General features: G+C 72.2%; 12 protein-coding genes and 2 tRNA genes. 9 read left to right on the top strand and 5 right to left on the bottom strand.

The window, feature by feature from the left end:
* Positions 1-220: 220 nt before the first annotated feature.
* Positions 221-784, bottom strand: a complete 564-nt coding sequence (locus tag ABZ267_RS31275; RefSeq protein ID WP_356753878.1) for an SSI family serine proteinase inhibitor — start codon at positions 782-784, stop codon at positions 221-223.
* Positions 785-1,076: 292 nt separating this feature from the next.
* Between ABZ267_RS31275 and ABZ267_RS31270 the strand changes: the two genes are divergently transcribed.
* A tRNA-Ser gene (locus ABZ267_RS31270) sits at positions 1,077-1,167 on the top strand.
* Between the two features lie 214 nt (positions 1,168-1,381).
* Positions 1,382-1,454, top strand: a tRNA-Arg gene (locus ABZ267_RS31265).
* Between the two features lie 45 nt (positions 1,455-1,499).
* Here ABZ267_RS31265 and ABZ267_RS31260 read toward each other — a convergent pair.
* Positions 1,500-2,723 carry an FAD-dependent oxidoreductase gene (locus tag ABZ267_RS31260; RefSeq protein ID WP_356753876.1) on the bottom strand — a complete coding sequence of 408 codons (1,224 nt, stop codon included), beginning with the start codon at positions 2,721-2,723 and terminating at the stop codon, positions 1,500-1,502.
* Between the two features lie 93 nt (positions 2,724-2,816).
* On the bottom strand, positions 2,817-3,761 hold the full coding sequence (locus tag ABZ267_RS31255) for an RNA polymerase sigma-70 factor (protein WP_356753874.1): 945 nt from the start codon (positions 3,759-3,761) through the stop codon (positions 2,817-2,819).
* Positions 3,762-4,089: 328 nt separating this feature from the next.
* On the opposite strand from ABZ267_RS31255, the gene ABZ267_RS31250 reads away from it, so the two are divergent.
* The 7 genes from ABZ267_RS31250 (at position 4,090) to ABZ267_RS31220 (ending at position 12,465) form a co-directional block, all read left to right on the top strand.
* The gene (locus tag ABZ267_RS31250) at positions 4,090-4,740 is read left to right on the top strand and encodes a hypothetical protein (protein ID WP_356753872.1); all 651 of its coding nucleotides are present in this window, start codon (positions 4,090-4,092) and stop codon (positions 4,738-4,740) included.
* Between the two features lie 52 nt (positions 4,741-4,792).
* Positions 4,793-5,689: a DUF2797 domain-containing protein gene (locus ABZ267_RS31245; protein WP_356753870.1), complete on the top strand. Its 897-nt coding sequence runs from the start codon at positions 4,793-4,795 to the stop codon at positions 5,687-5,689.
* A 33-nt stretch (positions 5,690-5,722) separates the two neighbouring features.
* A complete protein-coding gene (locus ABZ267_RS31240) occupies positions 5,723-6,604 on the top strand; it encodes an amidohydrolase family protein (protein ID WP_356753868.1) in 882 nt (293 codons plus the stop codon).
* Positions 6,605-6,679: 75 nt separating this feature from the next.
* A complete protein-coding gene (locus ABZ267_RS31235; RefSeq protein WP_356753866.1) occupies positions 6,680-7,426 on the top strand; it encodes a response regulator transcription factor in 747 nt (248 codons plus the stop codon).
* A gap of 4 nt (positions 7,427-7,430) precedes the next feature.
* Complete coding sequence (locus tag ABZ267_RS31230; protein ID WP_356753865.1) at positions 7,431-9,011, top strand: HAMP domain-containing sensor histidine kinase; 1,581 nt, start codon at positions 7,431-7,433, stop codon at positions 9,009-9,011.
* Between the two features lie 26 nt (positions 9,012-9,037).
* On the top strand, positions 9,038-10,375 hold the full coding sequence (locus ABZ267_RS31225; RefSeq protein WP_356753863.1) for a bifunctional glycosyltransferase family 2/GtrA family protein: 1,338 nt from the start codon (positions 9,038-9,040) through the stop codon (positions 10,373-10,375).
* Entirely contained in the window at positions 10,372-12,465 is a 2,094-nt protein-coding gene (locus ABZ267_RS31220; RefSeq protein WP_356753861.1) for a glycosyltransferase family 39 protein, read from the top strand. Before ABZ267_RS31225 ends, ABZ267_RS31220 begins: the two co-directional genes overlap by 4 nt.
* A gap of 31 nt (positions 12,466-12,496) precedes the next feature.
* Here the strand turns inward: ABZ267_RS31220 and ABZ267_RS31215 are convergent, their stop codons facing one another.
* Both ABZ267_RS31215 and ABZ267_RS31210 read right to left on the bottom strand, forming a co-directional pair.
* The gene (locus ABZ267_RS31215; RefSeq protein WP_356753918.1) at positions 12,497-13,723 is read right to left on the bottom strand and encodes a serine hydrolase domain-containing protein; all 1,227 of its coding nucleotides are present in this window, start codon (positions 13,721-13,723) and stop codon (positions 12,497-12,499) included.
* A gap of 129 nt (positions 13,724-13,852) precedes the next feature.
* Positions 13,853-14,719 carry an endonuclease/exonuclease/phosphatase family protein gene (locus tag ABZ267_RS31210; RefSeq protein WP_356753859.1) on the bottom strand — a complete coding sequence of 289 codons (867 nt, stop codon included), beginning with the start codon at positions 14,717-14,719 and terminating at the stop codon, positions 13,853-13,855.
* Between the last annotated feature and the right edge of the window lie 193 nt (positions 14,720-14,912).

Here is a 14,912-nt window from a genome sequence, read left to right as displayed (position 1 = left end):
TGATTACCGCACCTTGCCGACAGCGGGCCCCATCTTGCCCCTCGGGCCGCAGACTGTCACTGGAGGAGTCTAAGGCCAGGGGAGGGCCCGGGGGCGGCGGATGAGGGGGAGCTCTCACCAAGGTTCTGTGCACGGCGTGTACGCCGGTGGCCTATGACGTGAGCGTCCGCGCACCCTGTGACGTGCGCGGACGCGAGGCGGAACGGGCTCTGCCGAGGCCTTACCGAAGATCGGGGAGCACCGGAACGAGGTTGTTCCAGCGCGCGATCTCGCAGCCGTCGCCCCGGGTCACGGTGGTGTCCACGGGTCGGCCCTCCCAGGTCCCGACGATGCGGGCGGAGGCGTCGCCGCCGTAGATCATGGTGCACATGGTGCCCTCGGGCGCCGCCCGGAACAGGTCCGGCCCCGTCCGCGTCGCCCCGACCTCCGAGAGCCGGTCGCAGGCGCCCTGCCGCTCCGGGTGGGTGCCGCCGGTGGGCCCGCAGGTCAGCTCGAACGTCCCGTCGGCGCCGGCGACCCCGGAGCGCTCCACGGTCACGGTGAGCCGGGTCCGCGCGGCGGGCTTCTCCTGGCCCACGCCGCTGCCGCCGTCCAGGAACGAGGGCAGCGGCGGAAGCGGCACGGGCAGCGGCCCGAGCGCGGGGAAGGCCGAGGAGAGGGGCCCGGCGGTGGGCACGGCGGAGGGCACCGGACCGGTGGCGGTCGCGGAAGCGGTCGCGGCGGGCGCGGTGGCGGACAGCGCGGCGAGCGTGACGACGGCGGTGAGAGCGAGACGGCGCAACATGCGGGCTCCTGTATCTCCGCACCACGGTCACGGACGACCGCGGTGCGACGGATGACGAGGCGGGCGGTGGGGTGGTCAGCGGCGGGCCGACCGCTCCCGGCCGCACCCGACCGACGGAGGCCGAAGCCTCCACGCCTCTCTAACGCCTCCGAGCCCCGGACGTTGCGCCACCACGCCGAAGTGCTTTGCCCTGGCCCCCGCATGGCTAGTAACCTGAGCGGCGATTGGTGACACGACGTTCGACTGTGTCATCATCTGCACGCACCACTCGCGTCCGCGCGAGGTGTGTGGAGGAGGCGTCGCCTAGTCCGGTCTATGGCGCCGCACTGCTAATGCGGTTTGGGTCTTAAAGCCCATCGAGGGTTCAAATCCCTCCGCCTCCGCTCCACCCGAAGCCCCGTGCCCCTGGCACGGGGCTTCGGCCGTTCCTGGCGCCGGAGCGGCCGCACGGCCTCGTCAAGGGGGTGGCCCGGATCTGCCCCAGGAGAGTGTTTCCGCAGGTCAGAGGTGGTGCGGGCAATGGATTTCGCGTCACGGCGCAGGTCATGTAATGTTGTTCCCGCAACGCCGACCAGGCAGAAAAGCCCGGAACGCCAAGCACTCGTAGCTTAACGGATAGAGCATCTGACTACGGATCAGAAGGTTGCAGGTTCGAATCCTGCCGAGTGCACAGCAGGCCAGAGGCCCCCAGGAGACATCCTGGGGGCCTCTCGCGTCATCCGGCGTTCGCGGTGGTCGGGTGCGGCGCGGGTGTCGGCTGCTGTACGACGGTGCGGCGACGGGTCGGCAGGCCGAGGGTCGGGTTGGTGACGACCCAGGTGGCGCCCTTGCAGACCAGTTCCTTATAGAGCGCGGCCAGGCGGCCGGTCAGGGCGGCGGGGCGGGCGCGGTCGTCGGCGGTGACGTACTGGATCAGGCCCTCCTTGCGGCCCAGCGAGATGCACTGGTTGAAGTAGCGGAGCGGGATGGTCGGGGACTTGGTGCCGGTCAGGCGGGCCGCGATGGAGTCGGCGGCCTGCCACGCGGTCGGGCCGCCCGTGGCACAGGCCATGCGCAGGGGCTTGTCGCCGGGGCCCATCACCAGGGCCGCGTCGCCTATGGCGTACACGTCCGGGTGGGAGAGCGAGCGCATGGTGTCGTCCACCTCGATCCGGCCCATGGCGTCGATCTTCAGCGTGGTCGCCTGCGCGATCGGGTGGACCGCGAAGCCTGCCGTCCACACGGTGACCACGGCCGGGATCGTGGTGGTCGAGGTGGTGACGTGTTCGGCGGTGACGGCGGTGACGGCCGTGTGTTCGTGCACGGTGATGCCGAGCTTGTCGCAGACCTTGCGCAGGTGGCGGCGGCCCTTCGGGGAGAGCCAGTCGCCCAGTGCGCCCCGCGCGGCGAGGGCCACGGCCAGGTCCGGGCGGGCCTCGGCGATCTCGGTTGCCGCCTCCAGGCCGGTGAGGCCGCCGCCGACGACGACCACGGGCTGTCCGGCGCCCAGGCCGGCCAGGCGTTCGCGCAGCCGGAGAGCGCCGGGGCGGCCGGCGATGTCGTGAGCGTGTTCGGCGGCGCCGGGGACGCCGTGGGTGTTCCAGGTGCTGCCGAGGGCGTACACGAGGGTGTCGTACGGGAGTTCCTCGGTGCCCTGCTCGTCCGTGACGGTGACCGTCCTGCCGTCCGCGTCCACGGCCGTCACCCTCGCGACCCTCAGCCGCACTCCCGTACCCGCGAACATCGCGCTGAACGGGCGGGGCCTCAGCTCCTGGCCGACCGCCAGCTGGTGCATCCTCACCCGCTCGACGAAGTCCGGCTCCGCGTTGACGAGGGTGATGGTGACGTCCTCGCTCCGCAGCCGTCTGGCGAGGCGGCCGGCGGCGATGGCTCCGGCGTACCCGGCTCCGATGACGAGGACGCGGTGCTGTCCGTGGGATCCGTGCTGTCCGTCCTGCATGACCTGTCTCCTGTCTCGCGCGGCTTCGCCCCTTGAACCGGGCAGCCCGTCGTTTCCTGACAGGTGTGTGATGTGACCTGCGTCACGGAGGAGTCAGAAGGCGTGGAGCAGGGGTTCGCCGTGGTCGGTGGCCGCCCACTGCCTCGTCGCGCGTTCGAGCTTGTCGGGGTTGGCCTGGTTGCGGAACGCGGCGATGCCCTCGGGCGTGACCTCCAGGCACATGATGCCGACCACCCGGTCGCCGACGACCACCACGAGGGCCGGGACGCCGTTGGCGGTCGTGGCGTGGATCTCGGCGGTGCCGCCCAGGAGAGCGCGCTTGGCCTTGCCGGGCTTGAACAGGCCCCGCATGAACTTGGCGACCGCGAGCGCGCCCTGGAACGGCGTGGTGCGCGCCGGAACCTTCCCGCCGCCGTCGCCGATCGCGATGGCGTCCGACGTGAGGAGCCGGACGAGCGGCTCGGTCTGCCCGCTGGTCGCGGCGGCCAGGAACTCCTCCACGATCCGCCGGGCGGCGGCCTCATCGATCTCCGTACGGGCCTTGCCCTGCGCGACGTGCTTCTTGGCGCGGTGGAAGATCTGCTGGCAGGCGGCCTCGTTGATGTCCAGGATCTCCGCGATCCTCCGGTGCGGGTAGTCGAACGCCTCCCGCAGCACGTACACCACCCGCTCGTTCGGCGAGAGGCGCTCCATGAGGGCGAGCACGGCGTACGAGACCGACTCGCGCTGCTCGGCGGTTTCGGCCGGGCCGAGCATCGGGTCTCCGGCGAGCAGCGGTTCGGGCAGCCACTGGCCGACGTACGACTCGCGGCGGGCGCGGGCCGAGGTGAGCTGGTTGAGGCAGAGGTTGGTGAGGACCTTGGTCAGCCAGGCCTCGGGGACCTCGATGCGGTCGATGTCGGCGGCCTGCCACCGCAGGAACGTGTCCTGCACGGCGTCCTCGGCATCGCTCGCCGAGCCGAGCAGCCGGTAGGCGATGGCCTCCAGACGGGGCATGGAGGCCTCGAACCGGTCCATGTGGGTCCGCGTCAGAGCCATGGTCCGGATCCTACGCTCGCGGCTGCGCGAAGCTCTCGGGGTGCCGCCCCTGTATGTCGGGGCGGCAGGCGCTGGCATCCTCGCCTCGTGCGGGGACAGCATGGCTCCATGTCGGCCGGGTGGCGACCGAAGTGACGAACTGCTGTGCTGGGACGTGGCGTTGGACGGCTCTGCTGTCTCCCTCCCTCGTTACGTTGTTGGGCGCGGGTGCCTGCAGCGGAGGCGGTGAGGCCGTGCGCGGTCACGGGCCCGCCGCATCAGGATCTTGAGCCGGGGTAACCGGACTCGCACGGGGCGTGATGGGCGCGCCCGGGCGCGGAGGTTGGCCATGGGGTCGCAACGGCACGGCCAGGTGCAGCGGTGGCAGGACCGGTGGTGGGCGATGGCGCTGCTGGTGCTGGCGGTGTGGGTCGGTATCCGGCTGGCCTTCGACGGGTGGTCCGGCTGGCCCGGGATTCTGGTCGGCGGGTTCGTCTACGCCGGGTTCATGACGTGGTACGTGATGCGGCGCCGGCGCCGTGACGCCCGGGCCGTCGGGACCGACGCGGCGCGGGTGCCGGAGCTGGAGCGGCGCATCGCGAGCAACGGTGAGCTGCCCGAGGACCCGGCCGAGCAGGCTGCCATGGTCCGGCTGATCCGGCGCCGGGAGGAGAAGCTGCGGCGCAACCGGTGGTGGGCCTTCCCGTTGCTCGGGCTGATCTTCCTCGGGATGCCGATGCTCTGGTTCGCCTCCGGGAACGTGGCGGCGGGCCTGTGGGGGCTCGCGTTCGGTGCCGCGTTCCTCGGGTGGATGGTCTGGTTCAACCGGCGCTTCGTCCGCCGGATGGCCCGGATGCGGCGGCGGATCGAGGGTGTGGGTGGAGGCGCGGCCGGTGGCCCGGTCGGTGGCCCGCCTGCCGGTCGTGCCGCCGGTGCGCCTGCTGGTCCTGCCGCCGGTCCGGCCGGTGGTCCGGGAGGGCTCGCTCCCGGAGCCCGTTAGCCTTCGCGTTCGGGGCGTGAGGCCCCGGCGGGACGGAGAGAGCGGAGTTCGGGTGGCCTTCGGGTGGCGGTGTACCGGGGTCGCGTGGCCGGGGGACGGGCCGCAGCTGGCGTGGAGCAGGGGCGCCGAGCGGTGGGTGAGCACGCTGGCGTACGGGGGTCGGCTCGGGTTTCGGGCGCTGGGCGAGCGGCACTGTGTGGGGGCCCGGGGGAATGTGTGCCCGCTGAAGGCCTTGGTGGCCGGGCGTTCCACCGGGGGCCGGTGCCCGGAGTGTGCGCGGCTGGACCGGGCCCACTCGGTGGCCGCCGACACGATGGTGGACGACCCGCGTACGTACCGTGTCTATCTCGCCTGGTTCGGGCCCGGTCTCGTCAAGGTCGGGATCACCCGGGAGGAGCGGGGCGGGGCGCGGCTGCGGGAGCAGGGGGCCGTGGCGTACACCTGGCTCGGGCGCGGGCCCCTGATGGCCGCCCGGCGGACCGAGGAGGTGCTGCGGGCGGCCCTCGGCGTGCCGGACCGGATCCCGTACGCACGGAAGCGGGCCGTGCGAGGTCAACTGCCGGGCGAGCGCCAGCGGTTCGATGAGGTGGTGGAGTCGTACGGGCGGGCCGTGGCGCTTCAAGGGCGCGGCTGGCCCGAGTCGTTGGAGCCCGTACCTCTTGAAGTCGTCGATCACACACAGATCTTCGGGCTGGACCGTTCGGCCGGTGCCACACGGTCGGTGAGTGAGCTGGTCGACGGTGGTGTGGTCGCCGGGCGGCTCGTGGCCGCGGCCGGGCCCGATCTGCACCTTGCGGTGGGCGGCGAAGGTGGTGTGGTCGTGCTCGATACGCGGTTGATCACCGGGTGGGAGCTGGAGGCCTTTCAGCCCGCCGGCGTGGCCGAAGGTGAAGTGCGTGTGCCCTTCATCGACATCGCGGGCGGTGGCGTGCAGGGTGGGTTGTTCTGACCTTGCCCGACGAGGCCCTGCAGGGAGCTGCTGGTGGAAGACGACAGCCATGACGTCGTGCGGTTCTGGGAGCGGCTCGGGCTGCCCGGGATCATCGACGTCCACACCCACTTCATGCCCGAGCAGGTCCTGCGCAAGGTCTGGGCCTACTTCGACTCCGCCGGGCCGCTCACCGGGCTGGAGTGGCCGATCACCTATCGGTACGAGGAAGAGCAACGGCTGTCCGTGCTGAGGTCGTTCGGCGTGCTTCGCTTCACCTCCATGCTCTATCCGCACAAGCCCGGCATGGCCCGCTGGCTCAACGGCTGGGCCGCCGGCTTCGCCGCTCGGACGCCCGACTGTCTGCACACCGCGACCCTCTTCCCGGAGGACGGCGTGGAGTTGTACGTGAAGGAGGCCGTCGAGAGCGGAGCGCGGGTCTTCAAGTCGCACCTCCAGGTCGGTGCGTACGACGCCAACAACCCGTTGCTGGACGGTGCTTGGGGACTTCTCGCCGAGGCCGGTGTGCCGGTCGTGATGCACTGCGGGTCCGGGCCGGCGCCGGGAAGGTTCACCGGGCCGGAGCCGATCGGGCGGCTCCTTGCGCGCCATCCTCGGCTGCGGCTGATCGTGGCGCACATGGGGATGCCGGAGTACGCGGAGTTCCTGGCGCTGGCGGAGACGTATCCGGAGGTGCGGCTCGACACGACGATGGCGTTCACCGACTTCAGCGAGCGGCTCTCGCCGTTTCCGGCCGGCCGGCGAGGACGGCTCGCCGATCTCGGGGACCGGATCCTGCTCGGGACGGACTTCCCGAACATTCCGTATCCGTACGTCCACCAGCTGGAGGCCCTGGAGCGGCTGGAGCTCGGGGAGGAGTGGCTGCGGGCCGTCTGCTTCCGGAACGCCGAGGCGCTGTTCGGGAGCCCCGCGTAAAAGCCGCCCGCTTTCTCAGGCAATTCACAGAAACGGGTCAGGCTTCTCTCACGGGCAGCTCACAGGCTGGTGCCCATGACGACGACGACCGCGCCCCAGAGGCGTACCGAACTGCTCAGGCCGGACCGTACGCCCGTGCGCGTCCTGGTCGTGGACGACGAGGCTCCGCTCGCCGAGCTGCTCTCGATGGCACTGCGCTACGAGGGATGGGAGGTGCGCAGCGCCGGTGACGGGGCCGGGGCCGTCCGCGCGGCCCGCGACTTCCGGCCGGACGCCGTGGTGCTCGACGTGATGCTCCCGGACATGGACGGGCTCTCCGTGCTGGGCCGGCTCCGGCGCGACCACTCCGACGTGCCGGTCCTCTTCCTCACGGCTCGGGACGCAGTGGAGGACCGGATCGCCGGGCTCACGGCCGGCGGCGACGACTACGTGACCAAGCCGTTCAGCCTGGAGGAGGTCGTGGCCCGGCTGCGCGGGCTCATCCGCCGCTCGGGCACGGCGCTCGCGGCCGGGCGGAGCCAGTCGACGCTCACCGTCGGCGACCTGGTGCTCGACGAGGACAGCCATGAGGTGAGCCGGGGCGGGGTCGGGATCCATCTGACGGCCACCGAGTTCGAACTGCTGCGGTTCCTGATGCGCAATCCGCGCCGCGTGCTCAGCAAGGCGCAGATCCTGGACCGGGTCTGGAACTACGACTTCGGCGGCCAGGCCAACGTGGTCGAGCTCTACATCTCCTACCTCCGCAAGAAGATCGACGCCGGTCGGACGCCGATGATCCACACCCGGCGTGGGGCGGGGTATCTGATCAAGCCCGGTGAATAGCCCGGTGAGTGGCAGCCTCGCGGTGAAGGCGCGGCGGCCGTGGACCCTGCGGACGCGGCTCGTCGTCTCCGCCGTGTCCCTGATCGCCGTCGTCGCGGCCGTCATCGGGTCCGTCACCGCCATCGCCTTCCACAGCTACCTGTACGGCAAGCTCGACGACCAGCTCCACTCCATCGCCGTACGCGCCGAGCGGCCGCCAGGACCCGTGCCGGAAGCTCTCCGGGACGCCGGTCCGCTCGGCTTCGTCGGCGGCGGCGGGCAGCCGCTCGGCACGTTCGGCGCGCTCGTGGACGACGGGGACGTCACCGCGTCGAAGGTCGTCGCGGACAGCGGGCTGCGCTCCCAGGAGAGCGCGGAGCCCCTGACGGAGGCGCAGCGGCAGGCGCTGGAGGCGGTGGCTCCGGCGGTCGGCGACGACGCCCGGAGCGTCGAGCTGCCCGGCATCGGCGGCTACCGCGTCGAGGCCGCCACCACCACCGATGGCCACACCGTCCTCGTCGGCATCCCGACCGCCGAGGTCAGCGGCGCGCTCACGACCCTGATCGTCGTGGAGGTCTGCGTCACCGCCGCCGGCCTCATCGCGGCATCGCTCGCCGGCACCGTCCTCGTCGGCGTCGCTCTGCGTCCGCTGCGCCGGGTCGCCGCCACCGCCACCCGGGTCGCCGAACTCCCGCTCCACAGCGGTGAGGTGGCGCTCCTCGAGCGCGTTCCGGACGCCGAGGCCGATTCTCGTACGGAGGTCGGACAGGTCGGCGCGGCGCTCAACCGGATGCTCGGGCACGTCGGTTCGGCGCTGGTGGTCCGTCAGGAGAGCGAGACGCGGGTACGGCAGTTCGTCGCCGACGCCAGCCATGAGCTGCGGACTCCGCTGGCCTCGATCCGCGGGTACGCCGAGCTGACCCGACGCGCGTCGGGAAGTGGTGTGCCGGAGTCCGACGCCGTCACCCGGCACGCGCTCGGGCGGATCGAGTCGGAGGCGGACCGGATGACCGGCCTGGTGGAGGATCTGCTGCTGCTCGCGCGGCTCGATGCCGGACGCCCGCTCTCGTACGAGAGCACTGATCTGCTGCCGTCGGTCGTGGACGCGGTGAGCGACGCCCGGGCCGCCGACGCCGCCGCCACCGGCGCCGACGCACTCCACCACTGGCGGCTGGAGCTGCCCGGCGAACCCGTGACCGTACGCGCCGATCCCGCCCGGCTCCAGCAGGTACTGGTCAACCTGCTGGCCAACGCCCGCACCCACACTCCGCCGGGCACCACGGTGACGGTTGCCGTACGTGTGGATGGGCCGGTCACGCTGGAGGTCCGGGACGACGGGCCCGGGATTCCGGCCGAGCTGCTGCCGCACGTCTTCGAGCGGTTCGCGCGCGGTGACGCCTCGCGCACCCGTGGCGCCGCCGGCGAGAAGACCGGCGGCTCCACCGGCCTCGGTCTCGCCATCGTGCAGGCCGTCGTCTCCGCGCACGGCGGCCGCGTACGAGTGGACTCGGCGCCCGGCCGCACGGTCTTCGCGGTCGAGCTGCCGGCCGAAACGTCCGCACACCAGGGTTCACAGGACAGGGACAGGCTCACCACACCGGTGTGACAGCGCGGTTGGCGAACGTCGGTGCCATGACCACCACCGACAGCCTCCGGAGCGGCCCCGGCACCGACGGCCGCCGCAGCGCGAACCGCGGAGACGGGCACCGCGGCCCTCTGCCGGTCAGGGAGCACCTCCCGGCCCGGCAGACGGCGTCTGCCGCCTCCCGCGTCCCCGTGCTCGACGTCGTCGTCCCCGTCCACAACGAGGAGAAGGACCTCCGGCCCTGCGTCCTGCGCCTGCACGACCACCTCTCGCGCACCTTCCCGTACGCCTTCCGCATCACCGTCGCCGACAACGCGTCCACCGACTCCACGCCGGCCGTGGCGGCCACGCTGGCGGCGGAGCTGGCCGAGGTGCGCAGCGTACGGCTGGAGGAAAAAGGTCGCGGGCGGGCGCTGCGTACGGTCTGGTCGGACTCCGACGCACCCGTCCTCGCCTACATGGACGTCGACCTCTCCACCGACCTCAACGCGCTCCTCCCGCTGGTCGCGCCGCTGATCTCCGGCCACTCCGACCTGGCCATCGGCTCGCGGCTCGCGCGGAGTGCGCGGGTGGTGCGCGGGTCGAAGCGGGAGTTCATCTCGCGCGCCTACAACCTCATCCTGCGCTCCTCGCTCGCCGCCGGTTTCAGCGACGCCCAGTGCGGGTTCAAGGCGATCCGGAGCGAGGTGGCCGAGCGGCTGCTGCCGATGGTGGAGGACAGCGGCTGGTTCTTCGACACCGAGCTGCTGGTCCTCGCGGAGCGGGCCGGGCTGCGTATCCACGAGGTGCCCGTCGACTGGATCGACGACCCCGACTCGACCGTCCACCTCGTGCGGACGGCGACCGAGGACCTCAAAGGCGTGTGGCGGGTGGGACGCGCGCTCGCCGTCGGCGCGCTACCGCTGGACCGGCTGGCCCGGCCCTTCGGCGACGACCCGCGCGACCGGGCGCTGACCGGCGTGGAGCGCGGACTGGCCAGGCAGCTCATCGGATTCTGTGCCGTGGGAGCCCTCTCCACGCTCTTCTACCTGGCGCTCTACTCGCTCCTCCGGCTCGGCGTCGGCCCGCAGCTCGCCAACGGCGGTGCGCTCCTCGTGTCCGCCGTCGCCAACACCGCCGCCAACCGCCGTCTCACCTTCGGCGTACGCGGCCGGAGCGGAGCCGTACGCCATCAGGCCCAGGGCCTCGTCGTGTTCGCGATCGGCCTCGCTCTCACCAGCGGTTCGCTCGCGGCGCTCGGCGCGGCCACCGGCTCGCCGTCGCACTCCACCGAGCTGGCCGTCCTGATCACCGCCAACCTCGCCGCCACCGTGCTGCGCTTCCTTCTCCTGCGCGCCTGGGTCTTCCCGGCCCGCGCCTGCTCCGAACCCGAGGACCTCCGATGACCACGACCGTCGCCCCTCCGATCCCGGCGCCCGCGCCGGCGGCGTCCGGCGGCCCTCGCTGGGCCCGGCCCGCGCTGTACGGGCTCCTCCTGGCCGTCGGGCTCGCCTACCTCTACAACCTCAGCGCCTCCGGTTACGCCAACTCCTTCTACTCCGCCGCCGTCCAGGCCGGCAGCCAGAGCTGGAAGGCGTTCTTCTTCGGCTCGCTGGACTCCGCCAACGCCATCACCGTCGACAAGCCGCCGGCCGCGCTCTGGCCGATGGCCCTCTCCGTACGGCTCTTCGGCCTCAACTCCTGGGCCATCCTGGCGCCGCAGGTGCTGATGGGCGTGGCCACGGCGGCCGTGCTCGACACCGCCGTACGCCGTCGCTTCGGTCCGGTCGCCGGGCTGATCGCGGTCGGCGTGTTCGCGCTGACGCCGGTCGCCGCGCTGATGTTCCGCTTCAACAACCCGGACGCGCTGCTCGCGCTGCTGATGACCGTCACCGTGTGGTGCGTGCTGCGGGCGCTGGAGCGGGGCCGGACCACGTGGCTGCTCTGGGCGGGCGCGGCGGTGGGGTTCGCGTTCCTGGCGAAGACCTTGCAGGCGTTCCTGATCCTGCCGCCGCTGGCCGTGCTGTACGCGGTGTGCGCGCCGGTTCCCGTACGGAAGCGGCTCGGCCAACTCGCGCTCTCCGCGCTGACGATGGTCCTCGCCGGTGGCTGGTGGGTGGCGATCGTGGAGCTGATGCCGGCGTCGTCGCGACCGTACGTCGGCGGCTCGCAGAACAACTCGTTCCTGGAGCTGACCTTCGGCTACAACGGGCTCGGCCGGCTCAACGGTGAGGAGACCGGGAGCGTCGGCGGAGGCGGTGGCCGTGGTGGCGGTGGCTGGGGTGAGACCGGGATCGGGCGGATGTTCAACTCCGAGGTGGGCGGCCAGATCGCGTGGCTGCTGCCCGCCGCGCTGATCCTGCTGCTGGCCGGTCTCTGGCTGACCCGGAAGGCCGGACGGACCGATTCCGCGCGGGCCGCGTTCCTGGCGTGGGGCGGTGCGCTGGTGATGACCGGTGCGGTGTTCAGCTTCATGGCCGGGATCTTCCACCAGTACTACACGGTGGCCCTCGCTCCGTACATCGCGGCGCTCGTCGCCATGGGTGTGACCGTGCTCTGGGAGGAGCGGGCGGCCTGGTGGCCGAGGGTGGTGCTGGGGGGCGCGGTGGTGACGACGGTGGTCTGGGCGTACGTGCTGCTGGGCCGGACTCCGGAGTACCTGCCGTGGCTGCGGTGGGCGGTGCTCGTGGGCGGGCTGGTGGGGGCTGTCGGGATGCTGGTGGTGGGGCGGTTCGGCGGGCGTGGGGCGGCGCTCGCGGTGGTGGGGCTGAGCTTTGTGGCGTCGCTGGCGGGGCCGGCCGCGTACACCGTCAGTACGTTGAACTCCGGGCACCAGGGGTCGATCGTGACCGCCGGGCCTTCGGGGGCCGGCTTCGGGATGGGCGGACCGGGCGGTGGCGGTGGCGGCCGAGGTGGTCCTGGTGGCTTTGGTGGCGGGGACGGCGGTCAGCGTGGCGGGATGCAGCAGCCGCCTGGACAGGGGCAGGTCCCGGGTCGAGGTCAAGGTCAAGCCCTGGGCCCATCTCAAGGAGGCCAGCCCGGCAACGCGCCCGGCGGGACGACCATCCCTGGAGGCTTCGGCGAAGGTATGAGGGACGGCAGCGGTATGGGCGGGCTGCTCAACGGCGCGTCCGTCTCCACCGAGGCGAAGGCGCTCCTGGAGAAGGACGCGGACGCCTACACCTGGACCGCCGCAGCCATCGGCGCGCAGAACGCGGCCAGCTACCAACTCGCCACCGGCGAACCGGTGATGGCCATCGGCGGCTTCAACGGCAGCGATCCGTCACCGACGCTCGCGCAGTTCAAGGAGTACCTGGAGGAGGGCCGGATCCACTACTTCGTCTCGGGCGGAGGCATGGGAGGCGGCGGAGGAGGCGGAGGCATGGGCGGGAGCGCCGGCACCTCGTCGCAGATCTCGTCCTGGGTGACGGAGAACTTCACCGAGGTCACCGTCGGCACCGCCACCTTCTACGACCTGACGCAACCGGCGAGTTGATGGCCTGACGCGTACGTGGCCGGGGCCGGGCTCAGAATCCGGCTCCGGCCGCGTACGTCCAGAAGTCCCGCATCAGCTGCGGCGCGACGGGTCCGGCCAGCTCCAGCTGCGTGAGCAGGACGGCGACCGTGCCGGTGGACGGGATGACGTGGGCCGTGGTGCCGGTGCCGCCGATCCAGCCGTAGCGGCCCGGCACGTTGTACGGGGCGGTGATCTCGACGTCCACCGAGCCGCCGAAGCCCCAGCCCTGGCCCTCCGTGAAGAGACCGCTCGCCGCGCGCTGGTCCGGAGTGAGCTGGTCGGTGATCATCTGGCGTACCGACTCGCCGGCCAGGACCCGCCGCCCGTCGTCCGCCAGGCCGTCGGCGAGCAGCATCCGGCCGAAGGCGTACCAGTCGTCGACGGTCGAGACCAGGCCGCCGGCGCCGGACGGGAAGGCGGGCGGGATGCTCCACTGCCCGTCCGGCGCGTCGACCAGCTCCGGTTCGCCGCCCTCTCCGGCCCGGTAGTAGCCGGTGAACCGGTCCAGCGCGGCGGGCGGGACGGCGAACCCGGTGTCCGTCATGCCGAGGGGCTCGAACAGCCGCTCCGCCAGGTACGCGTCCAGCGGGCGGTCGGCGACGCGGGCGATCAGGACGCCGAGGATGTCGGCGCACGTGTTGTACAGCCAGCCGTCGCCCGGCTGGTGGAGCAGCGGGATCCGGGAGAGCTCGGCCATCCAGGCGTCCGGCGCGGGCACGGCCTGCGGTTGCGGAGGGCCCTGTTTCAGCTCGGTGAGGAGCGGCGCGACGGCCGGGAGCGAGAAGTCGGACGGAAATCCGTATCCGGCCCGGAAGGTCAGCAGGTCCAGGAGCGTGATCGGCCGGACCGCCGACACCAGGTCTTCGACCGGGCTCTGCGGGGTCCGGACGACCAGCGGCGAGGCCAGTTCGGGCAGCCAGGCGGCGACCGGGTCGGCGGGCGCGATCAGGCCGTCCTCGACCAGCGTCATGGCCGCCGCCGCGACGACCGGCTTGGTGATCGAGGCGAGGCGGAAGACCGAGTTCCGCCGCATGGGCGAGGCGGACGCTCCAGTTCCGCCCTTGGTCCTGGACGCGGCCCCGGCCCCGGCGAGCGTGGCCGATCCGGCCACCGCCACCTCCACGCGATCACCCCGGCCACCCCGGTCACCTCGGGCCACCAACGCCACCGCTCCCGGCACCGATCCCCGGGCGATGTGGGTGTCCAGCAGGTCCTGCAGTCCGTACGGGGTGCTCATGGACGGGCCTTCCTCCGGTACCGCGTGTTCTGTCATGAGTCCACCCTCCTCGCTGCGTCCCCCCGTGGGCAGCGGTCCGCGAGCGGTGTCCAGGTCCGGACTCATCGGCCCATCGCGCCGCCCGAAGTCTCACCGCTTCCGCAGCACCAGGTCCAGGTCCGCCACGACCGCCCGGTGGTCCGAGGCGGCGGCGCCGCTCTCCGGCACCCACGCCCGCCGCACCCGCGCCGCGCCCTTCGACACCGCCACGTAATCGATCCGCTTGACCGGGTCCTTCGCCGGGAACGTCGGCGCTCCCGGGTCCGCGTCCGTCAGCTCCTCCCAGAGCGGGTCCAGTTCAGCGGCGCCGGGCTCCGCGTTGAAGTCGCCGAGCAGGATCTGCGGGCGGCCTCGGTCCTCGGCCATGATCCGCCGGGTGTCGGCGACCTGGGCGGTGCGTACGGCGGGGGCCGGGCGGTAGTCGAGGTGGGTCACGTACACGTGCACCGGCCGGCCCTTCACCCGTACGACGGCCTCGCCGAACCCGGGCGCCGGAGCAGGGACCGGGTTCGGGTCCTGGGTCGAGAGCCGGGTGATCTCGTGGTTCTCGGCGCTCACGATCCGGTACCGGGACAGCACCGCCACCCCGAACTCCGCCCGTGGCCCGCCCGCTTCGGCGGGGTCCAGGCTGTAGATCGGCGCGAAGAACACGTACATGCCGAGCCGCTCGGCCAGCTCACCGGCGAGATCGCGCCACTCGCTGCGCGGACCCCAGTGCCGGTCGGCCTCCTGGAGTCCGATGACATCCGCTCGCAGCGAGCGCAGTGCGGCCGTCTGCCGGTCGAGATCGAAGACGTTGTCCAGGCCCGCACCGGCGTGGACGTTGTACGTGGCGACCCGCAGCGGCACAGCACGTGAGGCGGCCTCGGCGGCGACCGGAGGCGATCCGAGTAACGCGCCCAGCAAGGCGGCGGAGAGGAGGAGGTGCGGGAGGCGGATGCGGCGACACGGTGACATGGCTCTCCAAGGGGCGACGGGACCGGCGCACCGGCCGTAATGGAGTTGTACGCCGTACAGGAATTGCCCTACGGTGTACAACGCTCGCTCCTGTACGCCGTAGAACACGGTCCTGCACACCGTAGAAGCCCGCACGTCCTCCGCACCGTAGAACCCACCGAACCGTCGAGGCACCAGCCGCGCCGGAGACCGA

Origin of the sequence: Streptomyces sp. NPDC006174, from assembly GCF_040614075.1 — a bacterium.
Classification (GTDB): domain Bacteria; phylum Actinomycetota; class Actinomycetes; order Streptomycetales; family Streptomycetaceae; genus Streptomyces.
Note: the sequence above shows the minus strand (reverse complement) of the source record. Positions and strands in the feature narration are given on the sequence as shown.

Bases quoted from the DNA above. Each gene is read 5' to 3' on its own strand.
- ABZ267_RS31275 (WP_356753878.1), bottom strand. From the start codon at position 784: ATGTTGCGCCGTCTCGCTCTCACCGCCGTCGTCACGCTCGCCGCGCTG.
- ABZ267_RS31260 (WP_356753876.1), bottom strand. From the start codon at position 2,723: ATGCAGGACGGACAGCACGGATCCCACGGACAGCACCGCGTCCTCGTC.
- ABZ267_RS31255 (WP_356753874.1), bottom strand. From the start codon at position 3,761: ATGGCTCTGACGCGGACCCACATGGACCGGTTCGAGGCCTCCATGCCC.
- ABZ267_RS31250 (WP_356753872.1), top strand. From the start codon at position 4,090: ATGGGGTCGCAACGGCACGGCCAGGTGCAGCGGTGGCAGGACCGGTGG.
- ABZ267_RS31235 (WP_356753866.1), top strand. From the start codon at position 6,680: ATGACGACGACGACCGCGCCCCAGAGGCGTACCGAACTGCTCAGGCCG.
- ABZ267_RS31225 (WP_356753863.1), top strand. From the start codon at position 9,038: ATGACCACCACCGACAGCCTCCGGAGCGGCCCCGGCACCGACGGCCGC.
- ABZ267_RS31220 (WP_356753861.1), top strand. From the start codon at position 10,372: ATGACCACGACCGTCGCCCCTCCGATCCCGGCGCCCGCGCCGGCGGCG.
- ABZ267_RS31215 (WP_356753918.1), bottom strand. From the start codon at position 13,723: ATGAGCACCCCGTACGGACTGCAGGACCTGCTGGACACCCACATCGCC.
- ABZ267_RS31210 (WP_356753859.1), bottom strand. From the start codon at position 14,719: ATGTCACCGTGTCGCCGCATCCGCCTCCCGCACCTCCTCCTCTCCGCC.